This window comes from Acidovorax sp. ST3 (genome assembly GCF_003231145.1).
In the GTDB taxonomy this organism is placed as follows: Bacteria; Pseudomonadota; Gammaproteobacteria; order Burkholderiales; family Burkholderiaceae_C; genus Acidovorax.
Genome location: NZ_QKVP01000002.1, coordinates 120059 through 135512, shown reverse-complemented (window position 1 = coordinate 135512; position 15454 = coordinate 120059). Strand labels below are relative to the sequence as shown.

The 15454-nt window shown below is 64.4% G+C and carries 18 protein-coding genes; 7 read left to right on the top strand and 11 right to left on the bottom strand.

The window, feature by feature from the left end; all coding sequences use genetic code 11:
- Window positions 1-39: 39 nt before the first annotated feature.
- The 4 genes from eno to DNK89_RS05520 all read right to left on the bottom strand — a co-directional run bounded on the left by eno (window position 40) and on the right by DNK89_RS05520 (window position 4251).
- Window positions 40-1326 (bottom strand): phosphopyruvate hydratase, encoded by a 1287-nt coding sequence (eno, locus tag DNK89_RS05535; RefSeq protein ID WP_110959289.1) that lies wholly within the window; start codon window positions 1324-1326, stop codon window positions 40-42.
- Window positions 1327-1428: 102 nt separating this feature from the next.
- Window positions 1429-1719, bottom strand: a complete 291-nt coding sequence (locus DNK89_RS05530) for a DUF1330 domain-containing protein (RefSeq protein ID WP_056640013.1) — start codon at window positions 1717-1719, stop codon at window positions 1429-1431.
- Between the two features lie 3 nt (window positions 1720-1722).
- On the bottom strand, window positions 1723-2580 hold the full coding sequence (kdsA, locus tag DNK89_RS05525; protein WP_110959288.1) for a 3-deoxy-8-phosphooctulonate synthase: 858 nt from the start codon (window positions 2578-2580) through the stop codon (window positions 1723-1725).
- Window positions 2581-2592: 12 nt separating this feature from the next.
- The gene (locus DNK89_RS05520; RefSeq protein WP_110959287.1) at window positions 2593-4251 is read right to left on the bottom strand and encodes a CTP synthase; all 1659 of its coding nucleotides are present in this window, start codon (window positions 4249-4251) and stop codon (window positions 2593-2595) included.
- Window positions 4252-4501: 250 nt separating this feature from the next.
- Here DNK89_RS05520 and coaBC point away from each other — a divergent pair, with 250 nt between their 5' ends.
- The 4 genes from coaBC (at window position 4502) to DNK89_RS05500 (ending at window position 7407) form a co-directional block, all read left to right on the top strand.
- Window positions 4502-5725, top strand: coding sequence for a bifunctional phosphopantothenoylcysteine decarboxylase/phosphopantothenate--cysteine ligase CoaBC (gene coaBC / locus DNK89_RS05515; RefSeq protein ID WP_110959286.1), 1224 nt, complete (start codon window positions 4502-4504; stop codon window positions 5723-5725).
- Between the two features lie 24 nt (window positions 5726-5749).
- Entirely contained in the window at window positions 5750-6247 is a 498-nt protein-coding gene (locus tag DNK89_RS24705) for a hypothetical protein (protein ID WP_238990708.1), read from the top strand.
- Window positions 6244-6690 carry a dUTP diphosphatase gene (gene dut, locus DNK89_RS05505; protein WP_110959285.1) on the top strand — a complete coding sequence of 149 codons (447 nt, stop codon included), beginning with the start codon at window positions 6244-6246 and terminating at the stop codon, window positions 6688-6690. The genes DNK89_RS24705 and dut overlap by 4 nt, the downstream gene beginning before the upstream one ends.
- 216 nt (window positions 6691-6906) lie before the next feature.
- Window positions 6907-7407, top strand: coding sequence for a glycine zipper 2TM domain-containing protein (locus DNK89_RS05500; protein ID WP_015013335.1), 501 nt, complete (start codon window positions 6907-6909; stop codon window positions 7405-7407).
- An 81-nt stretch (window positions 7408-7488) separates the two neighbouring features.
- On the opposite strand, the gene DNK89_RS05495 is transcribed toward DNK89_RS05500, so the two are convergent.
- Window positions 7489-8013, bottom strand: coding sequence for a peptidylprolyl isomerase (locus DNK89_RS05495; RefSeq protein ID WP_015013336.1), 525 nt, complete (start codon window positions 8011-8013; stop codon window positions 7489-7491).
- Between the two features lie 54 nt (window positions 8014-8067).
- Between DNK89_RS05495 and DNK89_RS05490 the strand changes: the two genes are divergently transcribed.
- The 3 genes from DNK89_RS05490 to DNK89_RS05480 all read left to right on the top strand — a co-directional run bounded on the left by DNK89_RS05490 (window position 8068) and on the right by DNK89_RS05480 (window position 10273).
- On the top strand, window positions 8068-9198 hold the full coding sequence (locus DNK89_RS05490) for a cupin domain-containing protein (RefSeq protein WP_110959284.1): 1131 nt from the start codon (window positions 8068-8070) through the stop codon (window positions 9196-9198).
- Between the two features lie 14 nt (window positions 9199-9212).
- Entirely contained in the window at window positions 9213-9734 is a 522-nt protein-coding gene (locus DNK89_RS05485) for a hypothetical protein (RefSeq protein WP_110959283.1), read from the top strand.
- 251 nt (window positions 9735-9985) lie between these two features.
- Window positions 9986-10273 (top strand): hypothetical protein, encoded by a 288-nt coding sequence (locus tag DNK89_RS05480; RefSeq protein WP_110959282.1) that lies wholly within the window; start codon window positions 9986-9988, stop codon window positions 10271-10273.
- Between the two features lie 100 nt (window positions 10274-10373).
- Here the strand turns inward: DNK89_RS05480 and DNK89_RS05475 are convergent, their stop codons facing one another.
- From DNK89_RS05475 to DNK89_RS05455, 6 genes are all read right to left on the bottom strand, one after another.
- Entirely contained in the window at window positions 10374-11180 is an 807-nt protein-coding gene (locus tag DNK89_RS05475; RefSeq protein ID WP_110959281.1) for an MBL fold metallo-hydrolase, read from the bottom strand.
- A 110-nt stretch (window positions 11181-11290) separates the two neighbouring features.
- On the bottom strand, window positions 11291-12388 hold the full coding sequence (gene bamC, locus DNK89_RS05470) for an outer membrane protein assembly factor BamC (RefSeq protein ID WP_110959280.1): 1098 nt from the start codon (window positions 12386-12388) through the stop codon (window positions 11291-11293).
- Between the two features lie 47 nt (window positions 12389-12435).
- A complete protein-coding gene (gene dapA / locus DNK89_RS05465; protein WP_110959279.1) occupies window positions 12436-13332 on the bottom strand; it encodes a 4-hydroxy-tetrahydrodipicolinate synthase in 897 nt (298 codons plus the stop codon).
- A 30-nt stretch (window positions 13333-13362) separates the two neighbouring features.
- A complete protein-coding gene (locus tag DNK89_RS05460) occupies window positions 13363-13917 on the bottom strand; it encodes a bifunctional 2-polyprenyl-6-hydroxyphenol methylase/3-demethylubiquinol 3-O-methyltransferase UbiG (RefSeq protein ID WP_110959278.1) in 555 nt (184 codons plus the stop codon).
- Between the two features lie 90 nt (window positions 13918-14007).
- Window positions 14008-14163: a hypothetical protein gene (locus DNK89_RS24545; RefSeq protein WP_203422208.1), complete on the bottom strand. Its 156-nt coding sequence runs from the start codon at window positions 14161-14163 to the stop codon at window positions 14008-14010.
- 20 nt (window positions 14164-14183) lie between these two features.
- The gene (locus tag DNK89_RS05455) at window positions 14184-15401 is read right to left on the bottom strand and encodes an MFS transporter (protein WP_110959277.1); all 1218 of its coding nucleotides are present in this window, start codon (window positions 15399-15401) and stop codon (window positions 14184-14186) included.
- Window positions 15402-15454 lie beyond the last annotated feature (53 nt).

Sequence of the window (15454 nt, the reverse complement as noted above, 5' to 3'; positions counted from 1 at the left end):
GGGCAGGGAGCCACACGCAGTGGACGACCGTGGGGGCCATTACTTCAGGTTATAGAACGCAGCGCGACCGGGGTACTGTGCGATGTCGCCCAGGTCTTCTTCAATGCGCAGCAGCTGGTTGTACTTGGCGATGCGGTCCGAGCGGCTCAGCGAACCGGTCTTGATCTGGCCGGCGTTGGTGCCCACCGAGATGTCGGCAATGGTGCTGTCTTCGGTTTCGCCCGAGCGGTGCGAGATCACGGCGGTGTAGCCAGCGCGCTTGGCCATTTCGATGGCAGCAAACGTTTCGGTCAGAGTGCCGATCTGGTTGATCTTGATGAGGATCGAGTTGGCGATGCGCTTGTCGATGCCTTCCTTCAGGATCTTGGTGTTGGTCACGAACAGGTCGTCGCCCACCAGCTGCACCTTGTCGCCCAGGCGTTCGGTCAGATGCTTCCAGCCGTCCCAGTCGCCTTCGTGCATGCCGTCTTCGATGCTGATGATCGGGTACTTGTCCACCCAGGCCGCCAGCATGTCCGTCCACTGCTGGGCGGTGAGCTTGAGGCCGCCTTCGCCTTCCAGCACGTAGTGACCGTCCTTGTAGAACTCGCTCGCGGCGCAGTCCAGGCCCAGGGCGATCTGCTCGCCTGCCGTGTAGCCAGCAGCTTCAATGGCTTGCAGGATCAGGCGGATGGCGGCTTCGTGGTTTTCCACGCTGGGGGCAAAGCCGCCCTCGTCGCCCACGGCAGTGCTGATGCCTTTGTCGTGCAGGATCTTCTTGAGCGCGTGGAACACCTCGGCACCCCAGCGCACGGCTTCGCGGAACGTGGGTGCGCCCACGGGGATGATCATGAACTCCTGCAGGTCCAGGCTGTTGTTGGCGTGCGCGCCGCCGTTGATCACGTTCATCATGGGCACGGGCAGTTGCACGCTGCCCATGCCGCCCAGGTAGCGGTACAGAGGCAGGCCAGATTCTTCGGCGGCCGCGCGGGCCACGGCCATCGACACGGCCAGCATGGCGTTGGCGCCCAGGCGGCTCTTGTTCTCGGTGCCATCCAAGTCGATCAAGGTCTTGTCCAGGAACGCCTGCTCGGATGCATCCAGGCCCAGCACGGCTTCGCTGATCTCGGTGTTGATGTATTCCACGGCCTTGAGCACGCCCTTGCCCAGGTAACGGCTCTTGTCGCCGTCGCGCATTTCAATGGCTTCGCGGCTGCCCGTGGAGGCGCCCGACGGCACAGCGGCCCGGCCCATCACGCCCGATTCGAGCAACACGTCGCATTCGACGGTGGGGTTGCCGCGGCTGTCCAGAATCTCGCGACCGACGATGTCAACGATGGCACTCATGGTTTTCCTTTTTGCAGAAGTTTTAAATCAAATCAGTCCCTAGCGCACGATGTGTAAGCGCTAGCAGCTATCAATGAGGGAGCAATGTTTGCGGGTGCGCGCTCAGACGCCTTCGACGCACACCATGCGCATGATGGCTGCACCTTCGCGGGCGGCCTTGGCTTTCTGGTACTCGGGCGTGTCGTAGAAAGCGCGCGCGGCTTCGAAGCTCGGGAATTTCAGCAGCACGGTGCGGCCGGGGTTCCAGTCGCCTTCCAGCACTTCCACCTTGCCGCCGCGAATGCACACCTCGGCGCCATGCGCCTGCATGGCCAGCGTGCTCCACTTTTTGTACTCTTCGTACTGCTCAGGGTTGGTGACGGTGACGGATGCGATGACGTAACCACTGCTCATGTCTCAAGCTCCAAAGTTGTTTTCGAGGAATCCGTTTTTCTTGGTGACGTCGTCGAGCGCCACCAAGGTCTCCAGCAGCGCCTTCATGTGCTTGAGCGGCACGGCGTTGGGGCCGTCCGACCAGGCTTCGGCAGGGCGTGGGTGGGTTTCCATGAACAGGCCTGCCACACCCGCAGCCACGCCCGCGCGGGCCAGCACGGGCACCATGTCGCGTGCGCCGCCGCTCACGGCGCCCAGCCCGCCAGGCTTTTGCACCGAGTGGGTCACGTCAAACACCACGGGTGCGCCGGAGTTGCGCATCTCGGCCAGGCTGGTCATGTCGGCCACGAGGTTGTTGTAGCCAAAGCTCACGCCGCGCTCGCAGGCCAGGAAGCGGTCTTCCGACAGGCCTACTTCGGCCGCTGCAGACCGGGCCTTGTCGATCACATTCTTCATGTCCCAGGGCGCAAGGAACTGGCCCTTCTTGATGTTGACCGGCTTGCCGCTTTGCGCCACGGCGCGGATGAAATCCGTCTGGCGGCACAGGAAGGCGGGCGTCTGCAGCACATCGACCACGCTGGCCACCTCGGCCACATGCGAGGTGTCGTGCACATCGGTCAGGATGGGCAACTGCAGCTGGCGGCGTACTTCGTCCAGGATCTTCAGGCCCGCTTCCAGCCCCACACCACGCTTGCTGGTGCCGGAGGAGCGGTTGGCCTTGTCGAACGAGCCTTTGTAGATCAGCGGAATGCCCAGCGGTGCACAGGCTTCCTTGAGCTGGCCCGCGACGTCGAGCGACATCTCCAGGCCTTCGATGGAGCAGGTGCCCGCGATCAAAAAGAAACGCTGGTCCAGGCCGACATTGAATCCGCACAGCTGCATGGTGAGGTCCCCTTAGGCTTTTTTCGCCGCTTGCTGGTGTTCCACGGCCGCCTTGATGAAGGCGTTGAACAGCGGGTGGCCGTTCCAGGGCGTGGACTTGAACTCGGGGTGGAACTGCACGCCGATGAACCAGGGGTGGACGTTTTGCGGCAGCTCCACGATCTCGGTGAGCTGCTCGCGCTGCGTCAGTGCCGAGATCACGAGGCCCGCCTTGCGCAGCTGGTCCAGGTAGTTCACGTTGGCTTCGTAGCGGTGGCGGTGGCGCTCGGTCACCACGTCGCCGTAGATGCTGTGCGCCAGCGTGTCCTTGGCCACGTCCGAGCTTTGCGCGCCCAAGCGCATGGTGCCGCCCAGGTCGGAGTTCTCGTCGCGGGTCTTGATGGTGCCATCGGCATCCTTCCACTCGGTGATCAGGGCGATCACGGGGTGGGGCGTGGTGGGGTCGAACTCGGTGCTGTTGGCGTTGGCCAGGCCGGCCACATGGCGGGCGTACTCGATGGTGGCCACCTGCATGCCCAGGCAGATGCCCAGGTAGGGCACCTTGCGCTCGCGCGCAAACTGGGCCGTGGCGATCTTGCCTTCCACACCACGCTGGCCAAAGCCGCCGGGCACCAGGATGGCGTCGTACTTGGCGAGCTTGGCGACTGCGTCGGCGCTGTCGATGGTCTCGGAATCGACATGGTCGATCTTCACGCGCACATGGTTGCGCATGCCGGCGTGGCGCAGGGCCTCGTTGACCGATTTGTAGCTGTCCGACAGGTCCACGTACTTGCCGACCATGGCGATGGTGACTTCGCCTTGGGGGTGCTCGGTCTCATACACCAGGTCGTCCCAGCGCTTGAGGCTGGTGGGCGGGGTGTTCAGGCGCAGCTTGTCGCAGATCAGGCCGTCGAGGCCCTGTTCGTGCAGCATGCGGGGCACCTTGTAGATGGTGTCCACGTCCCACATGCTGATCACGCCCCATTCGGGCACGTTGGTGAACAGCGAGATCTTGGCGCGTTCTTCCTCTGGGATGCGGCGGTCGGCGCGGCACAGCAGGGCGTCGGCCTGGATGCCGATCTCGCGCAGCTTTTGCACGGTGTGTTGGGTGGGCTTGGTCTTGAGCTCGCCCGCTGCCGCAATCCAGGGCAGGTAGGTCAGGTGCACAAAAGCCGCGTTGTTCGGGCCCATGCGCAGGCTCATCTGGCGCACCGCTTCAAGGAACGGCAGCGATTCGATGTCGCCCACGGTGCCGCCGATTTCGACGATGGCCACATCCACGGCATCGGGCGTGCCGATGCCGGCGCCGCGCTTGATGAACTCCTGGATCTCGTTGGTGACGTGGGGAATGACCTGCACGGTCTTGCCCAGGTAGTCGCCGCGGCGCTCCTTCTCCAGCACGGACTGGTAAATCTTGCCCGTGGTGAAGTTGTTGGTTTTCTTCATGCGCGTTTCGATGAAACGCTCGTAGTGGCCCAGATCCAGGTCGGTTTCTGCGCCGTCATCGGTCACGAACACCTCGCCGTGCTGGAACGGCGACATGGTGCCCGGGTCTACGTTGATGTAGGGGTCAAGCTTGATGAGGGTGACTTTGAGTCCCCGCGATTCGAGGATCGCGGCAAGGGAGGCTGAGGCGATTCCCTTACCGAGGGAAGACACCACACCGCCGGTGACGAAGACAAATTTGGTCATGTCTGAAGGGAGCCTCTCGGAACCTGTAGCGACGCAAGCATCTACGGACTCGTGCGGTCTGCGGCGTTGCAAATCCGCGCAATGGCTGGGCCATTGCTGTGGTTTGCGCCTAGCAGCCCATCCCGATCCGCAGCGCTTGCCGGCGCCACAGGTTTCGAGAGGCCCCCTGGTGGTGGGAAATTGGGATTATAGATGGCACCCCGGCGACACCCCCGGGGGCAGGGTCACCCCCGTCTGCTAAATTCGCCCCATGAATGAGCTTGCTGGCAAACACATTGTTCTGGGTCTGAGTGGGGGCGTGGCTTGCTACAAGGCAGCCGATCTGTGCCGCCAGCTCATCAAGGAGGGCGCCACCGTGCAGGTGGTGATGACCGAGGCGGCCGAGCAGTTCATCACCCCGGTCACCATGCAGGCCCTGTCAGGCCGCACGGTGTATGGCTCGCAATGGGATGCCCGCGAGCCCAACAATATGCCCCACATCAATCTGAGCCGCGAGGCGGATGCGATCCTGATCGCGCCCTGCAGTGCAGACTTCATCGCGCGCCTGGTGCAGGGGCGTGCGGACGAGTTGCTCAGCCTGCTGTGTCTGGCGCGCCCCGCGCAGCGCGTGCCTTTGCTGCTGGCCCCTGCCATGAACCGCGAAATGTGGGCCCATCCCGCCACGCAACGCAATCTGGCGCAGGTGGGGCAGGACGGTGCCGTGGTGCTGGGCGTGGGCAATGGCGACCAGGCCTGTGGCGAGACGGGTGACGGCCGTATGCTGGAGCCGCTGGAGTTGCTGGACGAGCTGATCGCTTTTTTCACGCCCAAGACCCTTGCAGGCCGGTCGGTGCTCGTCACGGCGGGGCCCACGTTTGAAGCCATCGATCCGGTGCGTGGCATCACCAACCTGTCGAGCGGAAAGATGGGCTTCGCCGTGGCCCGTGCGGCGCGCGAGGCAGGTGCCGATGTCACGCTGGTCGCCGGGCCTGTGCATGTGCCCACGCCACGCGGTGTGCGGCGCGTCAATGTGCAATCTGCCCAGGAAATGCTGGCGGCCGTGCAGCGGCATGTGCAGGCCGCCTCGGTGTTTGTTGCTACGGCTGCGGTGGCCGACTGGCGCCCGGCCCACGCGTCTGACCAGAAGATCAAAAAAGACGGCTCGGGTCAGTCCCCATCGCTGGAGTTTGTCGAGAACCCCGACATTCTGGCCACCATCGCCAAGTCGCCCCATGCGCTGGAAGGCGACCTTTTCTGCGTGGGTTTTGCCGCCGAAAGCCATGACCTGCTGGCCCATGCCACAGCCAAAAGGGCGCGAAAGGGCGTTCCCTTGCTGGTCGGCAATATCGGCCCCGCCACCTTTGGGCAGGACGACAACGCGCTGTTGCTGGTGGACGCGCAGGGCCACCGTGAGCTGCCCCGCGCGTCCAAACGGGTGCTGGCGCAGCAGCTCATTGCCGAGATCGCCGCGCGTTTGCCACCGCTGCCTTCTTGACGACCACCACCCTGCGGAGGTGTGATGACAACTGGTGCTACCAAACCTGATTGGGACACGCCGCCCGATGGCGATTTTGCGGCCTATGTGGAGCGCCTGACCGCACAGAAACCCCTGCAGAAAGCCCCGGTGACGCAGGCTCCTGCTGCCGCTGCTGCCGCTGTCGGCAGAGCAGCCCGGGCGCCCAACGCCGGTGCACAAGCCCAGGCTCTGCCGCCCGATCTGCTGCAGGCGATGCGACCGCTGGCCGGTGTATTGCGCACGGTGCGTGCGGTGTTGCTCGTGATGGTGGTGTTGCACGGCATCGCCCTTTTCCTGCTCGGTCAGGGCTCTTTGCCCGGTCTGGTGGTCATGGGCGTGGTGTGGTGGGGGCTGGGCTGGCTGATGCAATCGGCAGCGCAGCTTGGGGGCGCCCAGGCCTCGGGAGTGAATGCAGCGACGCAAGCCTTACAGGATCGCTTGCGACAAGTGGTGCAGCAGCGCAGTGGTACAGGATTAGGAACAGGAAAGAAAAAACCGTGAAGATTGACGTGAAGATTCTCGACCCGCGCATGGTGGACCAATTGCCGACCTATGCCACGCCCGGTAGCGCGGGGCTGGACCTGCGTGCCTGCCTGGATGCGCCGCTGACCCTGCAGCCCAACGCCTGGCAACTGGTACCCACCGGCATTGCGATCTACCTGCAAGACCCAGGCTATGCCGCGCTGATCTTGCCGCGCTCGGGCCTGGGCCACAAACATGGCATCGTGCTCGGCAACCTGGTGGGGTTGATCGACAGCGACTACCAGGGGCAGCTCATGGTGAGCGCCTGGAACCGCAGCAACGTGGCTTTCACTCTGGAGCCCATGGAGCGGTTGGCCCAGCTGGTGATTGTTCCGGTGGTGCAGGCCCAGTTCAACGTCGTCACCGAGTTCGCAGCCACACAGCGGGGTGAGGGCGGGTACGGCTCCACGGGCAAGTCCTAACGCGCACCAGCTGTTGGCGTGGCGCCCCCGGGGTAGCGTAGCTGGTTTGTAAGAATCCGCTTACGTTTCGATGGGTCTGTTACCGACCTATCGATGGCCCCTGTGTCTACGCTACGGCATCCTCGGGCGTTGTTTCAATCTGCACATGGGCATTGAGCTGGGATCCTTCTGGATTCTTTTGCCAATGCGTAGTCCGACAACTTCAGGAGATTGAACATGCAATTCCACCGTCCTCTCGCCCTCGTGGGCACCGTGGTTCTGGCTGCTTCGCTGGCCGCTTGCGGCCACAGCCGCCCCGCCCCCGCGCCGCAGTATTCCGGCGGCTATTCCAGTGGGTACCAGACGGCTCCTGCCTATCCGCAGCAACAAGCGGGCACAGAATATGGCCGCGTTTCCAACATTGAGGTCCTGCAAGGACGCAGCCAAGGCCAGACCACTGGCACGGGTGCCGTTCTGGGCGCCGTGGTGGGTGGGGTGCTGGGCAACCAGGTGGGCAAGGGCACGGGCCGCGCCGCAGCCACTGCGGTGGGCGTGCTGGGTGGTGCAGTGGCTGGCAACGCCATCGAAGGCCGCAACAACCAGGAATACGTGCAGGGATACCGGCTGTCTGTGCAGCTGGACCAAGGTGGCTACCGCGTGTACGACGTGAGCAGCCCGGGTGACCTGCGCATCGGTGACCGCGTGCGTCTGTACAACGGCCAGATCTCGCGCATGTGATCTGATCGACACCACAAAAAACGGGCGCCCCGATTTGATTCGGGGCGCCCGTTGTGCTTTTTGAACCGGTTCTTAGGGGGCTCAGTGCAGCAACGAGCTGCCTGGAGCCTGGGGCTGAATGCGGAAGAAGCCGGTTCCTGCGGTGCCGCGTCCAATCTCCTCTTCGGTGGCCTCGCGCACGGCCTCCACGGTCAGTTGCAGGCGCAGCGCGATGCCCGCCAGCGGGTGGTTGCCGTCGAGCACGATGTGGTCGGGGTAGATCTCGGCCACGGTGTACAGGGCGGTGCGGGGGGCATCGGGGTTGCAGCCTTCGGGCAGCGCCATGCCGTCAAAGGTCATGCCTTCTTCGATCTCGGCGGGGAAAAGGGCGCGTGGCTCCAAGAACAGCAATTGGTCATTGAAGTCACCGAAGGCGTCCTCGGGTTCGAGGTGCAGCGCCAGCTTGGCGCCCGGGCCATGGCCTTGCAAGGCCTCTTCGATGCGGGGCAGGAGATCATCACCGCCCACCAAAAACTCCACAGGTTCGTCGAGCACGTCCAGCTCTTCGCCCAGGGTGTCTTTCAGGGTCCAGGTCAGTGCGACCACACATTGTTGGGTAATTTCCATAGGAGAATTGTCGCAGTTTGACCAACGGCCCCGCAAAGGGGCAAGACTTTCCTCATGGACATTCAGCAACCCCTGGCGCTGCTCGGCGGCCTCACTCCCGCGCAATTCATGCGCCGCCACTGGCAGAAGAAGCCCTTGCTGGTGCGCCAGGCGATCCCGCAGTTTGCACCGCCGGTGCTGCGGACCGAGCTGTTTGCGCTGGCTGCCCAAGAGGGCGTGGAGTCGCGTTTGGTGCAACTGGTCAAGGGCGTTTGGAAGCTGCGCCACGGGCCCTTCAGCCGCCGAGCACTGCCTGCGTTGCAGCAGCCCGACTGGACGCTGCTCGTGCAGGGCGTCGATCTGCACAACGACGCGGTGCATGCGCTGATGCAACAGTTTCGTTTTGTGCCCGAGGCGCGGCTGGACGATCTCATGATCAGCTACGCCAGCAACGGCGGTGGCGTAGGGCCTCATTTCGACAGTTACGACGTCTTTTTGCTGCAGGCGCACGGCAAGCGGCGCTGGCGCATCGGGCGCCAGAAGGATCTGTCGCTGCGCGACGGCATTCCCTTGAAGATATTGGCCGAGTTTGAGCCCGAAGAAGAGTTTGTGCTGGAGCCGGGCGACATGCTGTATCTGCCTCCGCGCTATGCCCACGACGGGATTGCCGAAGGCGAGTGCATGACGTATTCCATCGGTTTTCGCGCGCCAGCCCGCGCCGAGCTGGCGCAAGAGCTGCTGGTGCGTCTGGCGGAAGATGCCGGGGAGGACGATCATCCGTTGCTCTACCGCGATGCAGGGCAGGACGCGGTGGCGCAGCCAGCGCACATTCCCGCCGGGCTACAGGACTTTGCGCGCGAAGCCCTGTCGCGTGCGCTGGCCCAGCCCCTGGTGCTGGAGCGCGCGTTGGGCGAGTACCTCACCGAGCCCAAACCCAGCGTGTGGTTTGAGCCGGGCGACACCCGGGTGATGCTGGAAGGGGTGCGGCTGGACCGCAAGAGCCGCATGATGTACGACGCACACCACATCTTCATCAACGGTGAAAGCTACCGTGCGGCAGGGCGTGACGCCACGCTGATGCGGCGCCTAGCGGATGAGCGCCGGCTGTCGGCACGGGATCTGGCCCGGGCCAGCGACGATGCGCTGGAACTGCTTTCGTCGTGGTGTGATGCGGGCTGGGCCCATGTCTGGGCCGGTGGAGAATGACCAGGAGCCAGGTGATGACCGACACAGCCACCCCCTCTGCCGAGCCTTTGCGCGACTTGCCCAGCGGGCGATTCAGCGGGCGCGAGACGTTTCAGCAACTGGTGCGCGACGCCATTGCCACGGCGGCGAGGGATGGCTGGCAGGAAATTTTCATCAGCGATGCCAACTTCCACGACTGGCCCCTGGGCGAGCGTGCGGTGGTCGAGGCCTTGCAGGACTGGGCCCGCAGCGGCCGGCGCTTCACCATGCTGGCTTGCAGTTATGACGACGTGATCCGCCGCCATGCCCGCTTTGTGCGCTGGCGCGGCACCTGGGACCACATCATCACCTGTCGCCGCAGCCCGGCGGCCGACCCGCTGGACCTGCCCAGTGCGTTGTGGTCGCCGCAATGGGTGCTGCACCGGCTTGATCCCGAGCGCTGCGTGGGGGTGACTGGCAGCGAGGCCGATCGCCGGGTGCTGCTGCATGAGACTCTCAACGAGTGGGTGCGCAGCAAGAGCGCGCCTGGATTCCCCTCCACCACGCTGGGGTTGTAGCTTTTGCCCCATTTTGGGGAACGCCCGTTGGCATGGCGCCACGCGGTGGTCGCGCCCGCCGGGATACTGCGCAAAGTCAAGCTGGCGTAAAGCTTTCGTCAGTGTTAGTCAGTATTGACTAAATACCAATATAATCTGCGGCTGTGCCCAAAAAGGTGCAACCAAGTGCATTGTGCCAATGCGTGCATGGGCTCAGGAAGCCTGACGCCGTGGCTTTTCAAGATTCTGTCTGTCCAAATAGGAAAATCGAAATGAAGAACTCTCTCGTTCTGGCCGCCCTGATCGCTGCTGCTGCACTCGCCGCTTGTGGCAAGAAGGAAGAACCCGCTCCAGCACCCGCACCCGCTCCTGTGGAAGCTCCCGCCGCAGCACCTGCTCCCGCCGCCGAGCCAGCAGCTCCTGCCGCTTCCGACGCTGCTGCTCCTGCTGCCGCTGCACCTGCTGCTGACGCTGCTGCTCCTGCTCCTGCCGCTGACGCTGCCAAGGCTGCTGCTGACGCTGCTGCCACCGCCGCTACCGGCGCTTCCGCGGCCAAGTAAATCGCTGCAGGCTCTGGGCTGACCCCAAGGTCGGCCTGTGCCACGGCCCCGCACCGCAAGGTCCGGGGCTTTTTTTATGCCCTTCGCCAGGGTGAGGCAGTTAAGGGCGCACGGTTCGGCCATCAGAGGGGTTCACGTCGAACCATTGCGTCCCCTCGGTGGGGCTGGCGACCTGGATATCCTCATCCGCCCACCCCAGCGCGGCGGCCAGTGACTGGCGGGCAAGGGCGGGGAGGTTGTTCTGCGCACTCAGGTGCGCCGCCACCACGCGCTGCAGGCCGTCATGCTGCACCGCGCGCAGGATCTCTGCGGTTGCTGTGTTGGCCAGGTGGCCGTACAGCCCGCCAACGCGGCGTTTCAGGAACGGCGGGTAGCGAGAGGCCGCCAGCATGTCGGGATCGTGATTGGCCTCGATCATCAGGGCGTGGCATCCCTGCAGTTGCTGCAGCACATGGGGACTGGCATGGCCCAGATCGGTCAGGATGCCCAGGTGTGCGGCGCCGTCGGAGCAGCGCAGCTGCAGAGGCTCGCGGGCATCGTGCGGCACGGTGAACGGGCGGGCTTCAAACGCGCCCATGTCGATTGCTTCCATGTCGTGCGCTACCCGCAGCAAGCCGTCCAGGTCTGGCGCGCCCAGGGCCGCGTATGTGCCTTCACTCATCCACACGGGAATGCGAAAACGCAGCGCCAGGGTCTGGGCACAGCCGATGTGATCGGAGTGTTCGTGGGTAATGAAGAGGGCGTCCAGGTCTTCCACCTGCAACTGCGCCTGTGCCAAGCGGGCCTGCAATTGCCGGATGCCGAGCCCGCAATCGATCAAGAGGCGGCGCACCTGGCTGCCACTGCGGCCTTCGACCACCGTGGCATTGCCGGTGCTGCCGCTGCCCAGGTTCTTGAATCGAAGCATGGCGGGGCGAAAGAATGGGTTTGTGGCAGTCCAAAAAACCAGAGCCACCGTCCACCCGAAGGCGGAGGGGGCTCCAGAGGTGTGGGTGGCGGCCTTTCGGCCTGCGCCGCTTATTTCAGATCGTCAGCAATCACGCGCACGATGCGCTCGGCATTGGCCGAGGTTTCGGGGGCGCCGGCTTCGTTGAGCACAGACACGGTGGTTGCTTCACCCTGGCTGCGCACCACGATGCGGTACTTGAGCGGAGGGGTTGCGGAAGTGGAGCTGAACAGCTTGCTGAAGAAGCCTGGCTCTTTCTTCTCGGTGTCCGGCGCCACGTAGCGCACGAAGTACGTGCCTTCATTGCGGTTGCGGTCTTCCACCGTGAAGCCGGTGCGGTCCAGCGCCAGGCCCACACGGCGCCATGCGCGGTCAAAACCTTCGTCCAGTTGCACCACCGGCACATTGTTCACCGTGGCCATGCGGGCAGCCTGGGCGCGCGGTGCGGGGGCTGCGGCGACAGCCTTGGACTGCTCCTGGCTCACGCCCAGCTTAACCATCAGGCGGCGCAGGAATTCGGTTTCGAGTTCCGGGTCGGAGGGGCGAGGTTGCCAGACGGTGCTGTCCTTGGTGACGTTGCCATAGACCTCGACCATCCCGCGGTGGGTGATGTAGATCTCGGTGCCGCCATTGGCATTGCGCTCCAGACGTGTGCGGAACTTGTCCCGCTCGCCGGTGGAGTACAGGGACTCCATCAGCTTGCCGATGGTGGAACGGATGAAATCCTGCGGCAGCTTGGCGCGGTTCTCGGCCCAGTCGGTTTCCATGATGCCGACATTGGCCTCTGACTGGGCTAGCGTGAAGCCACTTTCCAGCCAGAAGTCGCGCACGGGCTCCCACAGCTTGTCAGCGGGGCGGTTGACCACCAGCCAGCGCTGGTTGCCATCGCGCTCGATGCGCACGTCGCCCAGCTGCAGGGCCGCGGCGTTGGCGTTGCCCGATGGCTGCGCGGCCTGGCCGGCCTGCATGGCGGCGGCTGACACCGAGCCACCCGGCATGGCGTAGCGCGAGTCACGCGACAGCTGGGTGAGGTCCGGCGGGACTTCCAGCGACGAGCCCTTCGCGGCGCTCTTGTAGTCGATCTTGTCGCCTTCCAGAATGCTGGTGGAGCAGGCGGACAGGGCCATGGCGAGGGCCAGCAGGCTGAGGCGGGTGGTAGCAGCTTTCACGCGGAAATCCTTGGGAAGTGTCTCTGAGAGCGGGCGCAAAGCCCGAATTAGATCAGGCCGCTGGTGCGCAGTGCCGACTCGACCACAGTCTCGTTGCTGCTGGTCAGGGGCGTCATGGGCAGGCGCATGGTGCCGCCACACAGGCCCATGCGGGCCATGGCCCACTTGACCGGGATGGGATTGGCTTCGACGAACAGGTTCTTGTGCACGGGCATCAGCTGGAACTGGATTTCCATGGCCCGGCGCGCGTCGCCCGCCAGGGCGGCCACACACAGCTCGTGCATCAGGCGCGGGGCCACGTTGGCCGTCACGCTGATGTTGCCGTGGCCACCGCACAGCATCAGGGCCACGGCGGTCGGGTCGTCGCCCGAGTACACGCCAAAGCCTTTGGGAACGTCGCGGATGAGCCACTGGGCGCGCTCAATGTTGCCGGTGGCTTCCTTGATGCCAATGATGCCGGGCACCTGGGCCAGGCGCAGCACGGTGTCGTGCTGCATATCGGCCACCGAGCGGCCGGGCACGTTGTACAGCACGATGGGCAGGTCGCCCGTGGCCTCGGCAATGGCCTTGAAGTGCTGGTACTGGCCCTCTTGGGTGGGCTTGTTGTAGTAGGGCACCACCTGCAGCTGGCTGTCAGCCCCCACGCCGCGCGCGAACTTGGCCAGTTCGATGGCCTCGGCGGTGGAGTTGGCGCCGCAGCCGGCCATGATGGGCACGCGCTTGGCGGCCTGTTCCACGGCCACGCGGATGATTTCGCAGTGTTCTTCCACGTTCACCGTGGGGGACTCGCCCGTGGTGCCCACCACGCCGATGCAATCGGTGCCTTCGGCGATGTGCCAGTCGATCAGTTTGCGCAAGGTGGGGTAGTCCACGCTACCGTCCTCATGCATGGGGGTGACGAGGGCGACGATGCTGCCGGTGAGTGGCACGGAAGAAGAAGTCATGTCCGCAGTGGTAAACGGTAAAAGGGCATTCTAACTAGCCCCGATGGGCAAAAGATGTCGTGAGGGTCCGCCCGCCTGCGGGAGTTCCCGTACGGCCGTGATGCGTTGCACGAAACGCGCAGGTTCGTCGATGAAGCCGTCTTCATAACCTACCACGCGCAATTCCTTGCACACGTGCAGCAGCTCGCCGGGCGTCAGCAGAAACTCAGGCCGGGCGGGGCGCCCCACGGTTTCGTTGCCCTGGGCAAAGGTTTCATAGATCAGCACCCCGCCCGGCGCCACGCTGGCCACGATGGTGGGCAGCAAGGGGCGCCACAGGTAGTTGGTGACGACCACGCCACCAAACTGGCGGCCTGCAAAAGGCCAGGGGCCGTTTTCGATGTCGGCTTGCACCAGCTCGCCCAGCCCTTCGCAGGCGGCCAGCGCCTCGGCCGACCTGTCCACGCCGACCACCGTGTGCCCCTGTCCACGCAGATAGCGCAGGTGGCGCCCTGCGCCGCAGGCAACGTCCAGCACGGTGCTTTTGGGGGCGATCAGGTGGCTCCAGCGCCGCACCCATTCCGAAGGGGCCTCTGTACCGTGCATACCGTGCATGAGACTATAAAAATAATAGCTGCCTGCGCATGATCCACTAGCGCTTGCGGCCAAAAACGCTTGAAAATGTTGCGGAGCAGGTCAAAAACACGCCCACATCTGGTCGGCCAGCATCACCATGAATTCGGGCACGGTGTAAAAGCCAAACACCACCAGGCACAGCAACACGGCCACGGCGCCGCCCAGCCAGCGCAGGGCGCGCGGCGTGGTTTTGCGGGGCGGGGTGGTGTGGCTCATGCAGGGAGAAGGCCAAAAGGTCAGGCGGGTTGTGGGCTGCTGCGCGAGATCGGGCTTTCCTTGACCGGCAAGTTCACCAGCCCGGCAAAAATACCCAGGCCAATCGCGATGTACCAGACGATATCGTAGCTGCCGGTGGCGTCATACAGATAGCCGCCCAGCCAGACGCCCAGGAAGCTGCCGATCTGGTGGCTGAAGAACACAAAGCCGCCCAGCATCGACAAATGCTGCACGCCAAAGATCTGCGCGATGGTGGCATTGGTGGGGGGCACGGTGGACAGCCACAGCGCGCCCATCACCGCCGAGAACACGTACACCGACAGCGGCGACAGCGGCACCAGCAGGAAGATGCTGATTGCCACCGCGCGGGCAAAGTAGATGAAGGCAAGGATGTGGCGCTTGGGCATGCGCTGGCCCAGCGTGCCCGCGATGTAAGTGCCGAACACGTTGAACAGCCCGATCAGCGCCAGCGCATAGCTGGCCACCTGGGGCGACAGGCCGTGGTCCTTGAGGTAGCTGGGCATGTGCACACCAATGAACACCACCTGAAAGCCGCACACAAAGTAGCCCGCCATCAGCAGGTTGAAGCTGGGGTAGCTGAAGGCCTCCCCCAGCGCCTGCGCAATGGTCTGGTCGCGCTTGACCGGGGCCGTGCCCTTGAAGCCCGGCTCTCGCAGGCCAAAGGCCAGCGGCACGATCAGCAGCACCGCCATCGACAACGCCAGCAGCGCCTGCTGCCAGCCCAGGCCCGCGATGAGCCAGCCTTCCACCGGCACCATCAGAAACTGCCCGAACGAGCCCGCTGCCGCCGCCACGCCCATGGCCCACGAGCGCTTTTCGGGCGCAATCTGCCGCCCCAGCACGCCGTAAATCACTGCATAGGTGGTGCCCGCCTGGGCCGCGCCAATCAGCACGCCCGCCGTCAGTGCAAATACCGTGGGCGTGGGCGACAGGGCCATGCCTGCCAGGCCCAAGGCATACAACACCGCACCACCCAGCAGGACGCGGAAGGCCCCAAACCGGTCGGCCGCCATGCCCGCAAATATCCCGATCAGGCCCCAGGACAGGTTCTGGATGGCGATGGCCAGGGCGAACGACTGGCGCGTCCAGCCCATCTCCTGGGTGATGGGAAGCAGCCACAGCCCGAACCCGTGGCGGGTGCCCATGGACAGGGTCACGATGGCCGCGCCGCAGGCCAGCACCTGGAACATGGATAGTTTGGGAGGATTCATGTGCATGCGCAGGAATGTAGCCAGATTGTGTGAAACGCGCTGATACACCCGCGACCAAT

What these genes read in the sequence shown, in the direction of transcription:
- eno (WP_110959289.1), bottom strand. Translation starts at nt 1,326, where the DNA reads ATGAGTGCCATCGTTGACATCGTCGGTCGCGAGATTCTGGACAGCCGC.
- DNK89_RS05530 (WP_056640013.1), bottom strand. Translation starts at nt 1,719, where the DNA reads ATGAGCAGTGGTTACGTCATCGCATCCGTCACCGTCACCAACCCTGAG.
- kdsA (WP_110959288.1), bottom strand. Translation starts at nt 2,580, where the DNA reads ATGCAGCTGTGCGGATTCAATGTCGGCCTGGACCAGCGTTTCTTTTTG.
- DNK89_RS05520 (WP_110959287.1), bottom strand. Translation starts at nt 4,251, where the DNA reads ATGACCAAATTTGTCTTCGTCACCGGCGGTGTGGTGTCTTCCCTCGGT.
- coaBC (WP_110959286.1), top strand. Translation starts at nt 4,502, where the DNA reads ATGAATGAGCTTGCTGGCAAACACATTGTTCTGGGTCTGAGTGGGGGC.
- DNK89_RS24705 (WP_238990708.1), top strand. Translation starts at nt 5,750, where the DNA reads ATGACAACTGGTGCTACCAAACCTGATTGGGACACGCCGCCCGATGGC.
- DNK89_RS05500 (WP_015013335.1), top strand. Translation starts at nt 6,907, where the DNA reads ATGCAATTCCACCGTCCTCTCGCCCTCGTGGGCACCGTGGTTCTGGCT.
- DNK89_RS05495 (WP_015013336.1), bottom strand. Translation starts at nt 8,013, where the DNA reads ATGGAAATTACCCAACAATGTGTGGTCGCACTGACCTGGACCCTGAAA.
- DNK89_RS05490 (WP_110959284.1), top strand. Translation starts at nt 8,068, where the DNA reads ATGGACATTCAGCAACCCCTGGCGCTGCTCGGCGGCCTCACTCCCGCG.
- DNK89_RS05485 (WP_110959283.1), top strand. Translation starts at nt 9,213, where the DNA reads ATGACCGACACAGCCACCCCCTCTGCCGAGCCTTTGCGCGACTTGCCC.
- DNK89_RS05480 (WP_110959282.1), top strand. Translation starts at nt 9,986, where the DNA reads ATGAAGAACTCTCTCGTTCTGGCCGCCCTGATCGCTGCTGCTGCACTC.
- DNK89_RS05475 (WP_110959281.1), bottom strand. Translation starts at nt 11,180, where the DNA reads ATGCTTCGATTCAAGAACCTGGGCAGCGGCAGCACCGGCAATGCCACG.
- dapA (WP_110959279.1), bottom strand. Translation starts at nt 13,332, where the DNA reads ATGACTTCTTCTTCCGTGCCACTCACCGGCAGCATCGTCGCCCTCGTC.
- DNK89_RS05460 (WP_110959278.1), bottom strand. Translation starts at nt 13,917, where the DNA reads ATGCACGGTACAGAGGCCCCTTCGGAATGGGTGCGGCGCTGGAGCCAC.
- DNK89_RS24545 (WP_203422208.1), bottom strand. Translation starts at nt 14,163, where the DNA reads ATGAGCCACACCACCCCGCCCCGCAAAACCACGCCGCGCGCCCTGCGC.
- DNK89_RS05455 (WP_110959277.1), bottom strand. Translation starts at nt 15,401, where the DNA reads ATGCACATGAATCCTCCCAAACTATCCATGTTCCAGGTGCTGGCCTGC.